The 17777-nt window shown below is 53.4% G+C and carries 15 protein-coding genes and 1 pseudogene; 7 read left to right on the top strand and 9 right to left on the bottom strand.

Features of this window, described 5'->3' with window-relative positions; genetic code table 11:
* Positions 1 to 19: 19 nt before the first annotated feature.
* The 4 genes and pseudogenes from AC52W5_RS13585 to AC52W5_RS13570 form a co-directional block, all read left to right on the top strand.
* Positions 20 to 667, top strand: a pseudogene (locus AC52W5_RS13585) (IS6 family transposase); the annotation flags it as partial.
* A gap of 1137 nt (positions 668 to 1804) precedes the next feature.
* A complete protein-coding gene (locus AC52W5_RS13580; protein WP_495671374.1) occupies positions 1805 to 2644 on the top strand; it encodes a hypothetical protein in 840 nt (279 codons plus the stop codon).
* A gap of 106 nt (positions 2645 to 2750) precedes the next feature.
* The gene (locus tag AC52W5_RS13575; RefSeq protein WP_495671373.1) at positions 2751 to 3731 is read left to right on the top strand and encodes a glutathione S-transferase family protein; all 981 of its coding nucleotides are present in this window, start codon (positions 2751 to 2753) and stop codon (positions 3729 to 3731) included.
* Between the two features lie 203 nt (positions 3732 to 3934).
* On the top strand, positions 3935 to 5026 hold the full coding sequence (locus tag AC52W5_RS13570; protein ID WP_495671372.1) for an ADP-ribosylglycohydrolase family protein: 1092 nt from the start codon (positions 3935 to 3937) through the stop codon (positions 5024 to 5026).
* A gap of 158 nt (positions 5027 to 5184) precedes the next feature.
* Here the strand turns inward: AC52W5_RS13570 and AC52W5_RS13565 are convergent, their stop codons facing one another.
* Positions 5185 to 6684: a RimK family ATP-grasp domain-containing protein gene (locus tag AC52W5_RS13565; RefSeq protein WP_495671371.1), complete on the bottom strand. Its 1500-nt coding sequence runs from the start codon at positions 6682 to 6684 to the stop codon at positions 5185 to 5187.
* A gap of 59 nt (positions 6685 to 6743) precedes the next feature.
* On the bottom strand, positions 6744 to 8126 hold the full coding sequence (locus AC52W5_RS13560) for a hypothetical protein (protein ID WP_177219735.1): 1383 nt from the start codon (positions 8124 to 8126) through the stop codon (positions 6744 to 6746).
* A gap of 149 nt (positions 8127 to 8275) precedes the next feature.
* Between AC52W5_RS13560 and AC52W5_RS13555 the strand changes: the two genes are divergently transcribed.
* Positions 8276 to 9112 carry a c-type cytochrome gene (locus tag AC52W5_RS13555; RefSeq protein ID WP_495671370.1) on the top strand — a complete coding sequence of 279 codons (837 nt, stop codon included), beginning with the start codon at positions 8276 to 8278 and terminating at the stop codon, positions 9110 to 9112.
* Positions 9109 to 10422, top strand: a complete 1314-nt coding sequence (locus AC52W5_RS13550; RefSeq protein ID WP_495671369.1) for a c-type cytochrome — start codon at positions 9109 to 9111, stop codon at positions 10420 to 10422. Before AC52W5_RS13555 ends, AC52W5_RS13550 begins: the two co-directional genes overlap by 4 nt.
* 78 nt (positions 10423 to 10500) lie before the next feature.
* Here the strand turns inward: AC52W5_RS13550 and AC52W5_RS13545 are convergent, their stop codons facing one another.
* The 4 genes from AC52W5_RS13545 to AC52W5_RS13530 all read right to left on the bottom strand — a co-directional run bounded on the left by AC52W5_RS13545 (position 10501) and on the right by AC52W5_RS13530 (position 13503).
* On the bottom strand, positions 10501 to 11790 hold the full coding sequence (locus AC52W5_RS13545) for an NADH:flavin oxidoreductase/NADH oxidase (protein WP_495671368.1): 1290 nt from the start codon (positions 11788 to 11790) through the stop codon (positions 10501 to 10503).
* Positions 11791 to 11918: 128 nt separating this feature from the next.
* Positions 11919 to 12182 carry a hypothetical protein gene (locus tag AC52W5_RS13540; protein WP_143104330.1) on the bottom strand — a complete coding sequence of 88 codons (264 nt, stop codon included), beginning with the start codon at positions 12180 to 12182 and terminating at the stop codon, positions 11919 to 11921.
* A 97-nt stretch (positions 12183 to 12279) separates the two neighbouring features.
* Entirely contained in the window at positions 12280 to 12717 is a 438-nt protein-coding gene (locus tag AC52W5_RS13535; RefSeq protein WP_495671367.1) for a CHRD domain-containing protein, read from the bottom strand.
* Positions 12718 to 13011: 294 nt separating this feature from the next.
* Positions 13012 to 13503 carry a CreA family protein gene (locus tag AC52W5_RS13530; RefSeq protein WP_113067956.1) on the bottom strand — a complete coding sequence of 164 codons (492 nt, stop codon included), beginning with the start codon at positions 13501 to 13503 and terminating at the stop codon, positions 13012 to 13014.
* A gap of 314 nt (positions 13504 to 13817) precedes the next feature.
* Between AC52W5_RS13530 and AC52W5_RS13525 the strand changes: the two genes are divergently transcribed.
* The gene (locus AC52W5_RS13525) at positions 13818 to 14171 is read left to right on the top strand and encodes a DUF488 domain-containing protein (protein ID WP_495671366.1); all 354 of its coding nucleotides are present in this window, start codon (positions 13818 to 13820) and stop codon (positions 14169 to 14171) included.
* Between the two features lie 227 nt (positions 14172 to 14398).
* On the opposite strand, the gene AC52W5_RS13520 is transcribed toward AC52W5_RS13525, so the two are convergent.
* From AC52W5_RS13520 to AC52W5_RS13510, 3 genes are all read right to left on the bottom strand, one after another.
* Positions 14399 to 15280, bottom strand: a complete 882-nt coding sequence (locus AC52W5_RS13520; protein ID WP_495671365.1) for a PEP-CTERM sorting domain-containing protein — start codon at positions 15278 to 15280, stop codon at positions 14399 to 14401.
* 453 nt (positions 15281 to 15733) lie between these two features.
* On the bottom strand, positions 15734 to 17371 hold the full coding sequence (locus AC52W5_RS13515; protein ID WP_495671364.1) for a phospholipase D-like domain-containing protein: 1638 nt from the start codon (positions 17369 to 17371) through the stop codon (positions 15734 to 15736).
* Positions 17372 to 17451: 80 nt separating this feature from the next.
* Entirely contained in the window at positions 17452 to 17766 is a 315-nt protein-coding gene (locus AC52W5_RS13510) for a phage protein NinX family protein (RefSeq protein ID WP_074974939.1), read from the bottom strand.
* Positions 17767 to 17777 lie beyond the last annotated feature (11 nt).

Genomic DNA, 17777 nt, shown 5'->3' with positions numbered 1-17777 from the left:
AGAAGCGAGGTGCACCATTGTGTTTTTCGGGGCAGATCCTCAAACGTCAGATTTTAAGTGGCGTCATTTCCGGGGGGAGTTGATTCCGGGTTGTGTCAGGTGGTATTGCAAAATGCGGGTTCAGCTATCATGATCTGGCGGAAATGATGCTGGAACGCGGTCTTGAGGTGGATCATACGACGCTCTACCGTTGGGTTCAGCATTACGCGCCGGAAATGGAAAAGCGCCTGAGGGGGCATTGGAAATCTTCCATGGGCTACAGCTGGCGAGTGGATGAAACCTACGTAAAAGTAAAAGGGAGTGGACATATCTCTACCGGGCACTTGATAGAAAAGGCCATATGATTGATTTCTATCTCTCCGCTACTCGCAATACCCAGGCCGCCAAACGTTTTCTGGGCAAAGCCCTGAAATCCATGAAACCCTGGGCGCGCCCCGGTGCTATCAATACCGACAAGGCGCCCGCTTACAGGTCCGCCATTGCCGAATTAAAAGCGGAAGGAAAGTGTCTGCCGGATATCGTGCACCGGCAGGTCAAATACTTGAACAATATTGTCGAAGCTGATCATGGCAAGCTCAAACGCTTGATAAACCCGGTGCGGGGCCTTAAATCGATGAAAACAGCCTACGCCCCCATCAAAGGTTTTGAGCTCATGCGAATGTTCAAGATAAAAGGAGGTTTTATGGAAATAACAATTCTAAGGCTTATGACTTCCATGAAGGTAATCCTAATTGTTGCCGCCGTTTGGCTCGCGGCACCCCTTGCGAAAGCTGACACATGGCGTGGCACCGCACCTTTCTGCGATGGACAATGCCTGCCAAATGAGCGAGAGGTTCAAAGAAGCGAGTGCGGTGACGGTGGGTGCTGTTCGACAGGTAGTAAAGCCTTATGCGCGAATTTAGAACCTACCTGTACCCCTGCGCAGACAAATGTCTCATGCTATGGAGTTGTGCAAGTTTGCGACAATGGCTATTACTCAGTCCCTGACAGCGTTTGGCACAGTTGTTCCACCTATGCTTGTGGAGTTTGCTTTGGATTTGATTGGCCGATTGCAACAAAGCCATTATCCCAATAATAGAGCCGAATATAGTAATAGATCAGCCAACCGCCTATTTCTTTTTTCCTGCGGCTCGCGCAAACATACCATATGAGCAGCGTGAGCAGAACTCCGACCTAGCCCGATTGAAACGATGCATCCTGCGTATCGGTTGATGCGAAGACGGGCAGCGATAATGCAGACAAACCAAGAGCTGTTATACCCGTCATGTTGTAATTTCTGCTTTTAACGATGTATGGTTTATAGTGGCAGAGCGATCTGGCAATGCGGGCTTTTTCCGTACCGGATTGGTTCTCAACCCAATATTTATTGAAGTACGCCAAAATTAACACATCCTTTATTATTGATAAAATACATTATCGATAATCTGCCCACGGTCAGCTCAGAGAATTCTCGTCCAACCCACGATTTTTCTACCGCCTTGCAAAAGGTTGATGATTCCAGAAGAACCATCAGGAATACACCTCTTCCCTTCTTGTCATACACAGATTCTGCACCCGTCCCTGCGGGAATCCAGGATGCAAACGCAGACTCAATCCCGGGAGTTGAAGGAGCTGTACAATACCTGGTGTGACTGCCACTCGAAAGGGTATAAAAAGGATATAAAGCATATTTATCGGGTCGGCGAGCAACCGGTACAAACATACCGGCGGAAGCCGGTTCAGGGGCGTTCAAAGCGCGCCATTACTGGTTTGGCTGGATTCCGGTCTTGCCAGTTTTGTGGAAGTTTGCTCTACAGGTACAGGAATGAAAACTCTTACCAATGTTGTAACCATGAAGGAATTATCACCCAATGGTGGACAACTGAATTATCTGATCAGTGGCGGACGTGTATATGCGTCGGCAAAATCATGGGGCAGGGCATTACAGGTGCCGGACGCCATGAAGGTGTGGTTTGAAACAGGTCTGATCAGAACAGCTTTGCTGAACAAGAACGTGATGGATGGCGAACTGGAAATGATCTACAAGGGTGTGCTGGTTTATCGCTGGCACATCGTTGCTGAACAGTTGCGCGTCTTCGACAGACAATGGTATCAAACCCAGTTTAAAGGCAGGCCCAAACAGGAGCAACGGGATATTGAAAGATTTCATGATAACTACGAACGCCTGGTTCATTGGGGATATGATCTTCAGGAGCGGGCGCTAAGTCATGGAATAAGCTCCAGTACCATGCCGGGTTCACCTGTCACACAAGAAACATTGCTTGAGATTATCAGACAGGTTATTGCGCCGCGGCTGGGAGATCACGATAAGAAATTGCATGAACAGGACGTTGTAATTGCGGAATTGAGAGAAGCCGTGGCTGCTCTGCGTGACCAGAATGCATTCATTTCCGTCAAACAGGCGATTGCCGAGCAGGGTCTGGATTCAAGCCTCATGCCGCTGTATCCTAACTCAAGGGAAAATCTTTCCAGCCTGATTGGTCGTTTTTTAAAAAGACGGGGAGTTGAGCAGGGGCCAAACATAGTGGCGAGACTGAATGGAAAATCCTTATCGACCGAGATGAATACTTACAGGCGCGGTGATATTTATGCGGCATTGAATGAGTTCAAGGACGTCAAGCAACTAGACCTCAACATAGGGTAGTAAACATCAAAGTGGCTGCCGGATATCGGGGAACAGTCGTATGATCAAGATCAGTAATTGCCCGATTTGATCGTGCTGCCCCGGAAAAACAGGAAGGATCTGCAGAATGGGTTTACTCGTTAAAGGCAAGTGGGTGGATGAGTGGTACGATACCAGATCGACCGGCGGCCGCTTCATCCGTACCAATGCGCAGTTCCGCAACTGGATAACGGCTGATGGCAGTCCGGGGCCCAGCGGTGAAGGCGGATTTCCCGCCGAGGCAGGGCGTTATCACCTCTATATCTCGCTCGCTTGCCCCTGGGCTTCCCGCACGCTGATTTTTCGCATGCTCAAAGGGCTTGAGAGCATGATCAGTGTTTCCATGGTGCATCCCTATATGGGCGAGCATGGCTGGACTTTTGATGAGGCGCCGGGAGTAATACCTGACCCCGTTGGTGGTGCACACTATCTTTATGAGGTCTACCTCCGGTCAGTGCCTGACTATAGTGGACGCGTGACAGTACCTGTGCTCTGGGATTTACAGCGGAATACCATTGTCAGCAATGAATCGGCCGATATCATCCGCATGATGAACTCGGCCTTCGATGGAATAGGCGCTTTGCCCGGGAATTATGCGCCTGAAGTGTTGCTTCCGCAGATTGATGAGATCAATGCGCGCACTTACGCTGACGTCAATAATGGCGTTTATAAGGCAGGTTTTGCCACCAGGCAATCGGTGTACGAGAAGGCGGTGATGGTGCTGTTCGGATGCATGGACGAGCTGGAACAACTGCTTTCACGTCAACGTTATCTCATCGGCAACTGTATCACTGAAGCCGACTGGCGGGTATTCACTACCCTGATCCGCTTTGATCCGGTCTATCACGGTCATTTCAAGTGCAACCTCAGGCGTCTCGTGGATTATCCCAATCTCTGGGCCTACACCCGGGAGTTGTATCAGTGGCCGGGCGTGGCAGAGACGGTGAACATGCAGCACATCAAGGAACACTATTACCGCAGTCATCCCACCATCAATCCGAATGGCATTGTTCCGGCCGGCCCGATTCTGAATCTCGATGAGCCACATGATCGCGCGAAGCTGGCATAGCGGCGCGGATGCTGGTCAGAATTCTTGTTATACAGGATTCCCCATAACGGATTGCAGGCAAGCTACCTGATAGAGAGGGCGTTGCCGAATGTTTGATTGCAGATCGTCGGCCTAAAATGCGTTAATAACCTATCATTACAGATCCAAGCACGCTTCCAGCCTATTTGATCAGAAATACAGTTTAGCCACGAGGAGGATCAGACATGGGCGATGCTGCCATTCAAGACCGGGCCGCCGGCGCCATCATGGGCGCATTCATTGGAGAGGCTCTGGGCCTTGGCCCCCACTGGTACTATGACCTGGAGGAGCTGCGCCGCGACTATGGCGACTGGATTACGACTTATACGGATCCCAAGCCCGGACGCTACCATGAAGGCCTCAAGGCAGGTCAATTGTCCCAGCCAGGCTTTATTCTCAAGCTCATGTTGCATTCGCTTGTCGAGCAGGGCGGCTATGACGAAGCGGATTTCTGCAGACGCATGGATGAAGAGCTGTTTCCCTTGCTGGACGGTACTCCGGTAAACGGACCCGGAGGGTACACGAGCCAATCCATCCGCGAGGCCTGGCGCAAGCGCGTCCAGCAGAAACTGCCGTGGGGACAGACCGGCGGTCATGCCGATACCACCGAAGCCATCGAACGCACGCTCGCCCTTGCGGTTCGCTATGCACTTCAACCTCAGGAACTGGCAACCACTATTTCCAATAATGCCCGCCTTACCCAGATCGACGATATCGTGCTTTCAATGACAGTCGCTTACGGAGCGGTGCTGAGCCTTCTGGTTCAGGGTCATAAGCTCGACAAGAATCTGTCCGGCAAATTGATGGATCTGGTGAAGACTGGCCAACTGCCTTTTCACGCGGTGACATACGCAGATCTGCAACCGCCGCGCCCTGGTGACCCGGATCCACCGCGAGCGGGACGGTTCGCATCCCCTGATGCCCTGCTCACGCCGTCCTCTGTATCCACCGCGGCTGCCGATCCCGGTATCCCGATAGAGCCCGCGTGGAAGGTATCTCTCATATACGGCATGCCGTGTGCTATTTATCACCAGCTTCCCGCAGCCTATTATCTGGCTGCCCGCTTCCCTCGGGACTTCGAGTCCGCTGTACTGCATGCGGTGAATGGGGGAGGGCAAAACCAGGCGCGCGCCATTTTGACCGGGGCTCTTGCCGGAGCCCAAACCGGATTGTCGGACATGCCCCGGCGCTTCCTCGACGGCCTGGAAGAAGGTGAAACGCTCGGACAGCTTGCACTGGACCTGGCCGCACAAGTAAGCACCCCGACCGGACCATAACAGATGCTCCCCCTCCAATACGTTGAGAAGCTGTTCTTCAGGCGCCGCCGTGGGAGTCAAACATTATGGAGAGGTACATGATGGAACGCCGCATTCTTATGTGCCGGGCATTCCGGCAAGGCATGCAGCTCAGTACCCCTGCAACTCCGGATGTGCGGTCAGCGGGATGAGCGCCTGGCGGCTTCAATCCGCCTCAGGAAAACCCGCATGATTTCCTCGTAGAGCGCATCGCCGAGCACTGCGTCTTCGTTGTCGGCATCCACATTCGGGTTATCGTTGATTTCCATTACATAGCAGCCATCATTCGTCTGCTTGATATCCACGCCGTAGAATCCGTCACCGATGAGGTTTGCTGATTTAAGTGCAATACTGACGACGTCCTGCGGCGCTTCATCCAATGGAACAGCCAGCGTGGCTCCCTCTCTCAGTTTGTGCCGCTGCTCGTCACGTTCGATAATCTGCCAATGTCCCGCGGGAAAGAAGTATTTAGCCACAAATAATACCTTCCGATCGAGTATGCCTATACGCCAGTCGAACTCAGTGGGTAGCCATTGCTGTGCGATGACAAGCACAGATTTTGCCAGCAGTTCCGTTACCTTAGGGAGCAGCTCGCTCTCAGCTTCCACTTTAACGACTCCTCGCGAAAATGAACTGTCGGGTTGTTTCAGTACGCATGGAAGACCCAGTTCAGGGATAACCTGGTCGATATTATCGCGGTGGATCAGCAGCGTTTTCGGTATCGGCACTTTATGCAGGGCGAGAAGCTCAGCCAGGTAAACCTTGTTGTTGCATTTGAGGATAGAGTCGGGGTCATCGACTAGCGCCAATCTTTCCGCGAATGCAAGCCGCGAGAAACGATAGGTGTAGTGATTGACGAACGTGGTTTCGCGAATGAACAGGGCGTCGAAATGTGCTAGCCGGCCGATATCCGCCCGCGTTATGAAATCTACGTGCATGTCCAGTTTTTCCGCTGCCTGCCTGAACTTTTGCAGAGCCTCTGCATTGGAGGGCGGCTCGGATTCATCCGGGTTGCAAAGAATGGCAAGATCATGGCGGGGAGGAGGTTTTCGTGATTGCTGCATGCGTCCATTGAAATAAGTGGTCGCGGCAAGTATCGCGAAGGCCTGGTGTTCGACAGGAATCTCGCTGGCGCCCAGGGGGCGCGCGCTGTGCAAGCTCCACTGGTTGCGGTGGCGTTCGAAGCGGACGACCAGGAGTGGCACCTGCAACAGGCTGAAGAACTGATGACCCAGGGAATCATAACCGGTAAGCGGATTGCGGCCAAAATAGAAGGCAAGCTGGAAGTCGTCCCCCGGCAAGGGAGCCAGCACACTCTGAACGAGATCCTCCAGATCCTCCGTGAGGTGGCGCACCAGATTCCGGGAATGTAAATCCTCAATAGCGCCTACTTTGGGTACCGGTTTATGTCCTCGTGCTTCGGCAAGCAATGAAACGTAATATCCTGATCCCTGGTAGCGATACGATTTGCAAAGGTTGAAAACCTTGACAGACTGTTCCGCAGCGCTCATGCCGCGATTGCTTTCCGCCTGGGTGGCAAAAAATGGATCGGTCAGGTAGGCCTGGGACCCAACCACGGTCACGCCTGGAATCTGAAGAGGCCAATCTTCGGGTTTGTCTACAATAATCAAGATATTCACAGGAAACCTTTTTGGCCGGATCGTTGCTGCTGGATTCTTGGAGGGTCTTGCTTCCGGTGTCATTGCCCAGGCTGGGGCGCGCTTTTACTAGTTTCGCCGGGCGGTGTCCCCGCGCTGCGCAGATTGACGAATTTGCTCAATGTATCGAACCAGAAGGGAGCGCCCAGCGTGACAGCAAGTATGGAAATGAACAGGCCGAATATCTTGTAAAATGCCCACCCCGTGTAGTTCCACGATAACTCGGGCGGTCGAAAATAACCGGGGTCACACGGGTTCAGGGACCATCCTACCGGCAGTTTGAGGTTCTCTGCCGCCTTGAGAACCGTTTGCGATTGCGCTGAAACATCAGCAGCAGGCTGAGCCTTCACTGTATCCTGCGCAGCCGCAACAATCGAAGCGCGCAAAACATTGTCCTTTGAAAGCCTTTCAATGAGCATCACCGTGTCCGCATTGGAGGCAACCACGACCAGAGTCGCGAGACAAAGCAGCACGCGCTGTGTCCAGCGCTTGTACCAGCCGCCAACGCGTTCCATGGCTGTGTTGAACCAGTCTTCGAGATTGTTGCGGAAGGCTTCCGCCTGGTGCTCGATGGCAGTCACTTCCCGGCGGGTCTTATCGACAAGAACGAGAAGGGTTTCCTTGGTATGGCCCTCGGGCAGTCTTTTCAGTCCTTCCTGTATGTTGCCCAGAGGATCCGGATATTCCGTAGCAAAATCCCGCGCAAAAGCCAGCGCTTCCTTCAATGTGGCGCCAGCTGCCAGGAGCAATTCAACCTCTTTTGGATTTTTTGCAGACGCGATGGCGGCATGACGCGCATCGAGCATCTTGAGCGCCGCGCTGATACTGTCGGCTTCGTGCCGGGCCTCTGCTTCTGCTTTGACAAGAGCTGTATCGTCTGGTGCGGCCTTTGCCGCTTGCACAGCCTGGTCATACGCTGCCTTTGCTTTTTCGGCAATTGCTTCGAGCGCTACCCTTGTCCTGTCGCGCGCATCTTTTGCCTGGGCAACGGCTGCAGCGCACTGCGGATCACGAGGAGCAGCGGCTGCTGCTTCCAGAGCTTCTTCATAAGCGTCATCTGCCGCCTCGGCATTCGCCAGAAGGTCGCCGTACTTTCCCGCAATGATTCCCCGTGCCGAGAGGATGTCGAGCAAGGCCAGAGAGAAGCTTTCGCCGGACATGTAGGAGGGGAGGCGGGTCCGTTTTGCGGGGTTGGAAGCGTACTGGGAGATCCCGCCTATCAGTCCGTGATTGTAGAGCTGCTGCGCCAGTCCGGTAAACTTCGGGTCATTCAGGAGGTTCTTTATGCCCTCCACCAGATTTTTCCCGCGTTTGTCAATCAAGGAAGCAATTCCTTCGTTCAGGGCTGTACATACGATGCTGAGCAGCAAATAGACGAAAATGACGGCGATTCCCACCTCCAGTATATTTGAGCCGAACAACATATCCCCCTCCGATTGTGCGGAATACACGCTATTCATCCTGAAGTCTAGCAGAACAATCGATATTCGCCGGTCGTGCTCTCTAATGCCAATTGCACCGACTCTGTTGACCGGAACGCCACTTCCAGGTAAAACTTAGAAGTTCGTTCAGGGTGCTTAGACAGACAGCCTGGCACAGCCTCATCAATGAAGTTTTTCTGGCAGAATCTGGTTACTCATCGATCCTCATGCGTCAATTTATTTCACTCCTGTTCATTGCTGCTGCCATATCAGGCGTATCGAGTGTCATTGCTGCTGCTTCAGGCGGAATTCCGTCGAGCAAGGCTGCGCCGGCTACGCCGGTGAACGTGCCGGATACCATGGCCGAGCGGGTCAAGCCCTGCACAGTCTGTCATGGCCAGGCAGACAGGGTGGGCAAGGACGCCTATTACCCCCGGATTGCGGGTAAGCCGGAGGGATATCTTTTCAATCAGTTGCGCGATTTTCGGGACGGGCGCCGTTATTACCGGCCGATGACGTTACTGCTGGCAAACGTGAGCGATGAATACCTGCGGGAAATGGCAGCGTATTTTTCGGGACTCAGGCAACCTTACCCTCCGCCGGAACAGGGGATATCTTCCCCCACTGAAATAAGACAGGCCCAGAAGCTGGTTCAGCAGGGCGATGCCGCGCGGGATATACCCGCGTGCATCGAATGCCACGGCAAGCAGCTCATGGGCACCGCGCCTTTTATTCCCGGACTCCTGGGGCTTCCCCGCATCTATATCGCCGCCCAATTCGGCGCCTGGAAGAACGGTGGAGTGATGCGGGGACAAGAGAGCAATTGCATGTCCGATATCGCCAGGCAACTCACGATCGAGGAGACAAATGTAGTTGCGGCGTGGCTTGCCGCTCAGCCTGTGCCGGAAAATGCAGGCCCGGCGGATGTGCTGCCCCCCAAGATGGCGCAGCGCTGCGGGAGTATTGTCCAACGGAGCGCAGACCGATGAAAATTGCTGTTATCGCTGCCGCAGTGGCAGTTCTTGCAGGTATCAGCCTGCCTCCTGGAGTAACCGGCGCAACTTCACCGAAAAAGGAAGCAAAGGCAGAAAAGAGTCCCACATCCTTATCATCGGTTCTTTTGAAACAGCGGCAAGCGCGCGGAGCATATCTTGCGCGAGCCGGGAATTGCATAGGATGCCATACAGCCCAAGGTGGACTCGCCTATGCCGGCGGGAGGAAGCTTGCCACCCCATTCGGCACGTTTGTCACGTCCAATATCACGCCGGATAAAGCAACCGGAATTGGTGACTGGAATGAAGATGATTTCTGGAAAGCACTGCATGAGGGTAAGTCGCGCGATGGGAGGCTTCTGTACCCCGCGTTTCCGTATACGGAATATACGAAAATCACCCGCGAGGATTCCGATGCAATTTTTGCCCATCTTCGAGCTCTCGAGCCCGTCGTTCAACAGAATCCGCCAAGCCAGGTTGCTTCCCGATACGATTTCCAGCCATTGCTAACCCTTTGGCGTGCGGCTTATTTCAAGCCCGGCGTGTATCAGGCTGATCCCACCAAAAGCACCGAGTGGAACCGGGGTGCTTACCTAGTACAGGGGCTTGGTCATTGCAGCGCCTGTCACGCCGAGCGAAATCCCCTGGGCGGCATGATCGGCCGCAAGGGAGATGATAAGCTGGGAGGCGGGCAGATCATGGGCTCGAACTGGTACGCTCCATCGCTGACATCGAGTCTGGAGGCAAGTACGGCTGGCTGGCCGACCGAAGAAATTGTCCAGTTGTTGACCACCGGCATTTCACCGCGAGCGACGACATCAGGACCGATGGCGGAGGTTGTCAGTCAAAGCCTCCAGCATCTGACAAAAGAGGATGCCCGAGCAATGGCGGTCTATCTGAAATCATTGCCTGAAACACAGTCGCACCAGCAGGTAAATCCTCCTGCGCAGACAGAACAGGTGCAGGCCTGGTTGCGGTATGGGGCACGGATATACAAGGAGCACTGCCAGGATTGCCATGGCGACTCCGGACAAGGCGCCCCGGGAATTTACCCTCCGTTGGCCGGTAACCGAAGCGTTACCCTGACACCCCCTACGAACCTCATTCGCAGCGTGCTCAATGGAGGTTACCCCCCATCGACCGCAGGCAACCCCCGGCCTTACGGCATGCCTCCATTCGCCCAGGTTTTACACGATGGTGAGGTTGCGCTGGTTCTGTCATATATCCGCAACGCGTGGGGCAATCGCGCCAGCCTGGTGACAACCGCTCAAGTCGACAAGAGCCGCGAAGGAATAACGGAACGTTGATGTGAGCGTTTAGTACTTCCGCTGGTCCGCTTCCCTTTTATCTTCCTTAACTGCATAACCTGCAATTAAACCACAACTCTATTTTGCACGGCGCTTGACAGCATAGCCGTACTGTACCGGCCATTCCGGTTCTATCGCTAACGCATGTTGCGCCTTGAGGGCCCAGTAAGGCTCCCGCAGCAACTCTCGGCCGATAAAAACGAGATCTGCCTGACCGCTGGTGATGATCTCATCGGCATATTGTGGGTCGGTGATCAGTCCTACTCCTCCCGTATGGATTTGCGCTTCATCGCGGATGCGTTTGGCAAATTGAACCTGATAACCTCTGGCAACAGGAATCCTGGCGTCAGGTATCACGCCGCCGGACGAGACATCGATCAGATCCACTCCGAGCAGCTTCAGCTCTCTGCAAAGAATGATCGATTGTTCTATATCCCAGCCTCTATCGACCCAGTCAGTTGCCGAGATTCGTACGAAGAGAGGCAGCTCGGACGGTATGATATCGCGGAGGTGACTGGCAACCGCCAGCAAAAGCCGCGTGCGATTTGCCAGGCTGCCGCCATAATTATCAGTGCGATGGTTGCTTAACGGCGATAGAAATTCGTGCATGAGGTAACCATGTGCCGCGTGAAGTTCTATCACTTTGAAGCCGGCCTTCAGCGCACGTCGAGCGGCTGCCCCCCATGCCTCGATGCACTCCTCGATATCTGTTTCCGACATGGGTGTTGGGACTGGATCATCGGCGTAAAACGGCAGGGAACTGGGACCTATCACGGGCCACCCTCCTTCCGCCGGCGTTTTCAGGCTGTTGCCGCCATTCCAGGGAGCATCGCAACTGGCTTTACGTCCGGCGTGGGCGAGCTGGATGCACGGAATCGCGCCCTGCATCTCCACAAACCGGGCAATGCGAGCCAGGGGTTCAATATGTTCATCTTTCCAGATTCCCATGTCTCCCGGTGAAATGCGTCCCGCAGCCGTGACTGCGGTGGCTTCAACCACCACAAGTCCTATGCGGCCGATTGCCCGGCTGCCCAGATGGACGAGATGGAAGTCGTTGGCAAAACCGTCCTCGGCAGAATACATGCACATGGGTGACATTGCGATCCGGTTGGGGAAAGTAACGCCGCGAAGGGTAAGCGGGGACATCAGATCCACTTCCGGGATTTCCCGGTCATGCTCGCTCTGGCATTGTGTGTGGATGGCGGTGTTGCTTGGCCGGTGGTCACCGCTCGGAACGGTGGTTGCAGCCCCTGCGGCGGAGGGGGCCGCGGGATTTGCCTTGCTCAAGGGGTCAGGAGTTCCGGTTCTATCGTGCTTGTTCTCGTCGTAATGGGGCATGGCTTTTCCCACTGTCTGATTGGTGTTCATTCAATACTTCCCTAGCAGCATGAGCTGTTTCAGGATTGCATTGTGTGGAACCGCTAAATAGAGAGGTACACTTAATCCTGCCATGACTCAGGTGAGTCTCAACTGAGGAGCGAGGAGTTCTACTCCGATCAAAGCAGGGGTTCATCCGCCGGATCGATGATAGGATCGCCGGGGGTGGGATCAGGATCGTAGGGACGAGGATCGACAGGTTTGTCGGGATTAAAGGGTTCCGGATCCCGTCTTGGCTTATCGGGGTCGATAGGACGGGGCGGTTCCTGAATGGGGCGGTCAGGGGAGGGACCACGATCGGGTGCAGGACCTGGCCGGGGGCCATCTGGCTCGTTCGGACGTCCTGGTCTCTCCGGTTCTTTCTGCAAATGATATTTTGGCATGAAGATGAGTCAGTTTTTGGGTTATCGGGGCTGGGATACCGGAGTCATGATAAACGCACCGGCTCCAGCCCGGCCTTTTCGGAATAAGAATACTGTGTCAGCGTTTTAGCTGACCGCGTATTTCCCCGTTCTTATGGGCATCGCTGTGAACGTTGATGTAAAGTCCGCCTGCCTTGAAGGCATCGTATTGCGCATCTGTCAACTTCGCTCCGTCGGGAATGGACCATTCGTTATCGGAAGTTTTGTTGAGCGTAATGATATCGGGACCATTCTTGCCCACCGCCGCCTCATGGACATGGGCACCGGTACCTTTTATATCGGAGGTCATGACTTTGCCTTTTATGGATTTGTCATCCTCTACAGTTATCGTGCCATGACCCATTGCGGAAGTCTGGACCGGAGGCACTTCCTGGTCGCCCGTCAGATGCACGGTAATATCTGTGGCGTTAGCTGCGGTCGCACCTAAAGTCAGGATAGCCAGCATAGCGGCTGTCCAAGCGGGGGCGGCGAAGAGCGTTTTGCGAACTTTATTCATTTAACTACCTCCTCTAGAAATAAAATTATGTAGTTTGATGGTTGTTTTGAATTGGAGTCTGCCATGTTCTTTTGACTTTTCTGGCGGAAGCGCTGTGAGAAGCGCCGCACACGAAGAATCCGGGCAATTCTATTTCTCATCTGGCATGACGTCCGTACGCTAGCGTACGCAACTTCCAGTTTCTTGTTCAGTTACGTTTCATCTGATTTATTATTTTTTCTTTTTTGCTTCCTTCATCCTTCAGCACGAAGCGGTTGAGCGCAATCCCTGTTCTGAAAGCGTCCAGGTTTCCGACTATTTCATTGGAATGGGATTGCTCCGGCCGACAGGGACGGCCGTAACGCTGTTTTGCGGGCTGCCTTCTATAATTCTGTCAGAGTATGTCAGATAGATAAGCACGTTGCGTGCTGGATCCACCACTCGGACTACGTGCAGGCGCTTGAATAAAATTGACATGCGTTCGGTAAACACGTCTTCCTGCCGAGGAAGTTTGCCGCGGAACTCGATCGGGTCGCTCACCTGCCGGCAGGCGATCGACGCCTCCGCCCTGTCTTCTGCCAAACCTACGGTGCCTTTGATTCCGCCGGTACGGGCTCGGGAAACGTAGCAGGTTACACCCCGTACTTTGGGGTCGTCATAAGCTTCTATCACTACCCGGTCATCCTTTCCCAGCCATCGGAACGCGGTATCCACTTCACCGATGAGCTCTGCTTTTGCCATACCGCAAAAAGCTGTGGAAAATAATGTGACTGCCGCCATTCCCGCCATAAATTTTTTTCGTAACATTTTTTCTCCCTGTCGGTCAAAATTGAAACACTTCATTATATCGGCGCACAATTGATTAAAGCGCCGGTATACAAGATTGAATTTACCAAAATGACGCGGGGAGGTGTGGTACCGGTCACGATATGAAGGAGTGGGAACATGCCTCTGGCACTTCTTCCCGAACTGCTTCCCTGCCATCAAGACATTCTCCGTTTTGTGCCCAGGGGGAGTGAAGGTCTCTGCGAGACATTCAGGCTGGCGATAAGCTTTTGAAGAGGTGGGCAGATGAAACCGGGTTGGAAAATTGATCTTTTGCAAGAGGAGTCACGGCAGGAATGAATCTGAAGCTCAAAAGGGTTTACGAACCGTTCGATAAAAACGATGGCACTCGCATCCTGGTTGACAGGCTTTGGCCGCGTGGGATGACAAAAGCAAAAGCGGGTGTGGATATCTGGTTGAAGGAACTGGCGCCGAGCGCCGAGCTTCGAAAATGGTTCGGACATGATCCGGACAAGTGGACCGAGTTCAAGAAGCGTTATCGGGCCGAGCTCGGGGAGAATGATGAGCAGTTGGCGCGACTGAGGGAGGAAATAAAGAAAGGGGCTGTTACATTGCTCTATGGCGCCAAAGACGAGGAGCACAACGATGCCGTTGTTCTGGCGGAATTTCTGCGTGACCAAAAGAAATAAGGCATATCCCTTGCCACGTTTCTCATGCCTCTGTCACATGATTTGTATCAGGGATAGGGCATGTACGTTCTCCGTGTATTATCACCTTGCTTCTTTCATTCGATCACCGGGTTGGTAGTGTTTCGTTGCGGGGAAGAGCACACTCGCTGATTTTAATGCGCTCTTCCTCCGAGCAGGCTTTCCCACTTAAAAAAACCCAGTGGAAGCCTCGTAACACTGGCCAGTTGCTAGTTCAGCGTTTTCTTTCTGCGCTTCACCATGAAACCCATAAGGCCAAGGCCTGCTAACAACATTGCGTAAGCATCGGCTTCCGGAACAGGCGGAATTGCATCAGCAGTGATCGCCAGTTTTGAATAGACAGGAAGAACCTCTCCGATTCCCAAGGTTCCGCCCAGATCGACAGTTCCATCTACTTGACTTACAACGCCCATATCTGCTTGCAAGGCATCTACATTAAGTGCAGCAGATGTATCGACATTGGCAGTTGTGTTAGCCGGCCCGATTAACGCAGCGATTCCGGTGGAAGTTGATGCATCCACGTCAGCGGCAAGTTTTAGTTTCGGCGCTCCCACACTTACATTGCTGATTGCATCAACGGCCGGCACACCTACTGTGATCGTACTCATGGCATCCAACGATTGGGTTGCAGTCACCCTGCCCGCAATTCCAAGCGCGGGTGCATCCAAGGTTACCTTGCTCGTCCCGAGTGCAGGCGGGGAGGCTGTTATATCCCCGGTGCTGTTTGCACCGAGTGTCGTTAAGGCTGAGGTGGTGGCAGCGACGCTCGTGCCCGTAGCGATTCCCAAGTCCGTAGAAACCCCTATGCCTGTGGAAGTTTCCAATCCCGGAGAAATCCCCAGGTCTGTAGAGGTTCCCAATCCAATGGAAGCTCCAGATCGCGTAGAAATACCCAGATCAGTGGAGGTTGCTGAATCGGTGGAAGCTTCCAGGCTGGAAGAAACTCCTGATTCCGTAGAGGCGAGTCCCACGGAGGTTCCTAATCCGACTCCCAATCCCGCAGAAACTCCTGATCCACCCGATGCGGAAGACTCCGCAACCAGTCCAAATACTGCCAACAGGATAAGTACGACCTCTTTCTTTTTTAACATACCAATTCTCCAATTTTTTCATATTATTTTAAAAAACGTTATAGCCGGCCAAAATGGAAACTGCCGGAGGCAGCCCAGCAATAGCACGGCTTTAAGAGAATAAGCAATTTGTATGCCAGAAATAATAATTATTTTGAATCATGAAATTAGGATGGTTTGACCGGTTTTAACCGGAATAGTCGTCCCCCCGCAGAGACGTTTATCCCACAAGTTCGACCAAATGCATGAGATTAAAGTGTTTTTCCTGTCGTTGAATCAAGACAAGCTTTCTGGTTATCAAGGTATTCAGGCGGGGGTAGGAGGTAAGAGATGATGAAGGACTTCTGGACCCATGCAGGTACTTTGGGCAGGAAGAGAATCTGCTGGGATCAAGAAAAAGGATTTGCTGGGGAACAACTTGAAGCCGATTGAAATCAGAAGAACTCAATCCCGTCTGTACGCCAACAGTTCTTCTCAGCGTTGCCTGAGTGCTTTCTGAATTTCTTGTGTTTCCCGGGCTTCTTTCCGGGTATCTTCGGGCTGCTGGCCTTCGCGCACGGAGTTGGGAAGCTCGATCACCTTATCCTGAGCCTCATCGGATGCAATACTGGCACTCTGGGCTGCGGCATCATTCTGCCCGTTCCTGTGCAACCTGTGAGCCTGTATCAACAGTGAAACGCCGATCCATCCCGCAAGCAGCGAGAAAGGGATTACCATGAGCAGGGGCTCCAACAATGCAACGGCCGTCAAAGCAAGCAACGTAACACCCCCGAAAAACATGATTTTTGCCTCGGCAGCTCCCAGGACGAGTCGACTGGTGATAGCCGCTCCAACAGTGTTGCCTACACGCAGGGCGCCCGCTGTCAATCTGCTGGCGCTTCCAGACCGGCGCCTGACAACCCCGTACTGACGGCGGGTGCGGTGGGGAAGTTGATCCGCTACGGGGCGAACCCGGTTCTTTTTATTGAGAACGATTTCGGTCGAATTTTCCAGATCCTCCAGGTACATTTGCTCCATTTTCTGCGCAAAATCCAGGTTTTCCACCGCAACATCCAGTTCCCAATTTCCCAGCCAGCTCGCCATATTCAGATTACTTGAACCGACGCGGGCCCAACGCCCATCGGCAACGGCTGTCTTGGCGTGCAGCATCGACCCATTCCACTCGAACACGCGTACGCCGGCTTCCAGCAAGGGACGATAACCGGCGCGCGAAATCGGCCTGAGAAACTTGAGATCTCCACTCGATCCGGGAACAAGCAAGCGGACATCTACATCGTCCATTGCCGCGCCTCTCAACGCTTGCACATAACTTGTAGTCCCAACGAAATAGGCATCGGTAAGCCAAAGCGTTTTTTGCGCCAGCACGGTGATCAGCTGCTCCAGCCGGTATAAGCCCGCGGTCGCAGCAAAATTTCCCAGTACTCTCACATCGATGTGACCCGCAATCGGAATTGAATCGGGAGCAGGCAGTTCATCCGCAGGTATTTCCGGTCCCGTCTCCGCCCATGCACGCGCAAAGGAATTTATGACATCCGCTACCACCGGTCCCCGCAGTTCCACACCGGTATCCCGCCAGGGCGCAATATTCCGCTCGGGGTATCCATCCCACATCTGGCCGACGCATAATCCACTGACAAATGCAACACGATCATCCACGCAGACCGATTTGCGATGCAGCCTGCTCAGCCAGGCCAGGGGACTGTCGAAGCGCATCGGATTGAAGCATCGAACTTCCACACCCCCATTGCTCAGGGCACGCCAGAAATTGGATGATGTTTCAGTCAGCCCTCCAAGCCAGTCATAGAGTAATCTTACCCGTATGCCTTCTTTTGCTTTCGCAATGAGAGCATCAGCAAATCGCTGGCCAATAATGTCATCACGAATAATATAATTTTCAAAATAGACGTTCTTTTCAGCTGACCGAATCGCCTCGAGCCATGCAGGATAATTCTCGCGTGCATCCTTGAGGAGACGGATGCTGTTGCCATGCACGAGAGGCGCGCCTGCGGCGCGTGAAAACGCCTGGGCTGCCATGATTCTGGCAGAAGCATCCTCACGCGGGGTTTCACGGGGAATCTCGCGCAGCAGGTTTGTCAGCTTGAACTTGGCCATACGCTATTCGATCCGTTCTCTCTCGCGTATGTTCCCTGGCAGATCTTTCTTTTTCCCCACCTTTTTATATTTCCTTAATTCTAGTCCGTAACCTCTTCTCCAAACTTGGAATCTACGTAACAGCGCATTGCGGCAATCAGGGGGGTAAGTCCTTTTTGCCGGTTCCTGCCTGATCGCATGAACGCTGTGCAATGCTCGGAACCCGGCTCCAGGCTGTGACTGAGATTTATTCCTTCCCTTTCGATGATCGGTCCTCCTTGAGACCAGTCTACCGAGGGTTCCCAGCGCTGATGATTGATCACGCAGTGGGAATCGATAACATGCACTTCTTCCACATCATTGGCTTTTGCCACCCAGTAGTCGAGCAGCTCGTCTTTAAGCTCGGAGACTCTCATAACTGTTCTCT

Source organism: Nitrosospira sp. CT, from assembly GCF_059489795.1.
Note: the sequence above shows the minus strand (reverse complement) of the source record. Positions and strands in the feature narration are given on the sequence as shown.

Bases quoted from the DNA above. Each gene is read 5' to 3' on its own strand.
- AC52W5_RS13580 (WP_495671374.1), top strand. From the start codon at position 1,805: ATGAAAACTCTTACCAATGTTGTAACCATGAAGGAATTATCACCCAAT.
- AC52W5_RS13575 (WP_495671373.1), top strand. From the start codon at position 2,751: ATGGGTTTACTCGTTAAAGGCAAGTGGGTGGATGAGTGGTACGATACC.
- AC52W5_RS13570 (WP_495671372.1), top strand. From the start codon at position 3,935: ATGGGCGATGCTGCCATTCAAGACCGGGCCGCCGGCGCCATCATGGGC.
- AC52W5_RS13560 (WP_177219735.1), bottom strand. From the start codon at position 8,126: ATGTTGTTCGGCTCAAATATACTGGAGGTGGGAATCGCCGTCATTTTC.
- AC52W5_RS13550 (WP_495671369.1), top strand. From the start codon at position 9,109: ATGAAAATTGCTGTTATCGCTGCCGCAGTGGCAGTTCTTGCAGGTATC.
- AC52W5_RS13545 (WP_495671368.1), bottom strand. From the start codon at position 11,790: ATGAACACCAATCAGACAGTGGGAAAAGCCATGCCCCATTACGACGAG.
- AC52W5_RS13540 (WP_143104330.1), bottom strand. From the start codon at position 12,182: ATGCCAAAATATCATTTGCAGAAAGAACCGGAGAGACCAGGACGTCCG.
- AC52W5_RS13535 (WP_495671367.1), bottom strand. From the start codon at position 12,717: ATGAATAAAGTTCGCAAAACGCTCTTCGCCGCCCCCGCTTGGACAGCC.
- AC52W5_RS13530 (WP_113067956.1), bottom strand. From the start codon at position 13,503: ATGTTACGAAAAAAATTTATGGCGGGAATGGCGGCAGTCACATTATTT.
- AC52W5_RS13525 (WP_495671366.1), top strand. From the start codon at position 13,818: ATGAATCTGAAGCTCAAAAGGGTTTACGAACCGTTCGATAAAAACGAT.
- AC52W5_RS13520 (WP_495671365.1), bottom strand. From the start codon at position 15,280: ATGTTAAAAAAGAAAGAGGTCGTACTTATCCTGTTGGCAGTATTTGGA.
- AC52W5_RS13515 (WP_495671364.1), bottom strand. From the start codon at position 17,371: ATGGCCAAGTTCAAGCTGACAAACCTGCTGCGCGAGATTCCCCGTGAA.
- AC52W5_RS13510 (WP_074974939.1), bottom strand. From the start codon at position 17,766: ATGAGAGTCTCCGAGCTTAAAGACGAGCTGCTCGACTACTGGGTGGCA.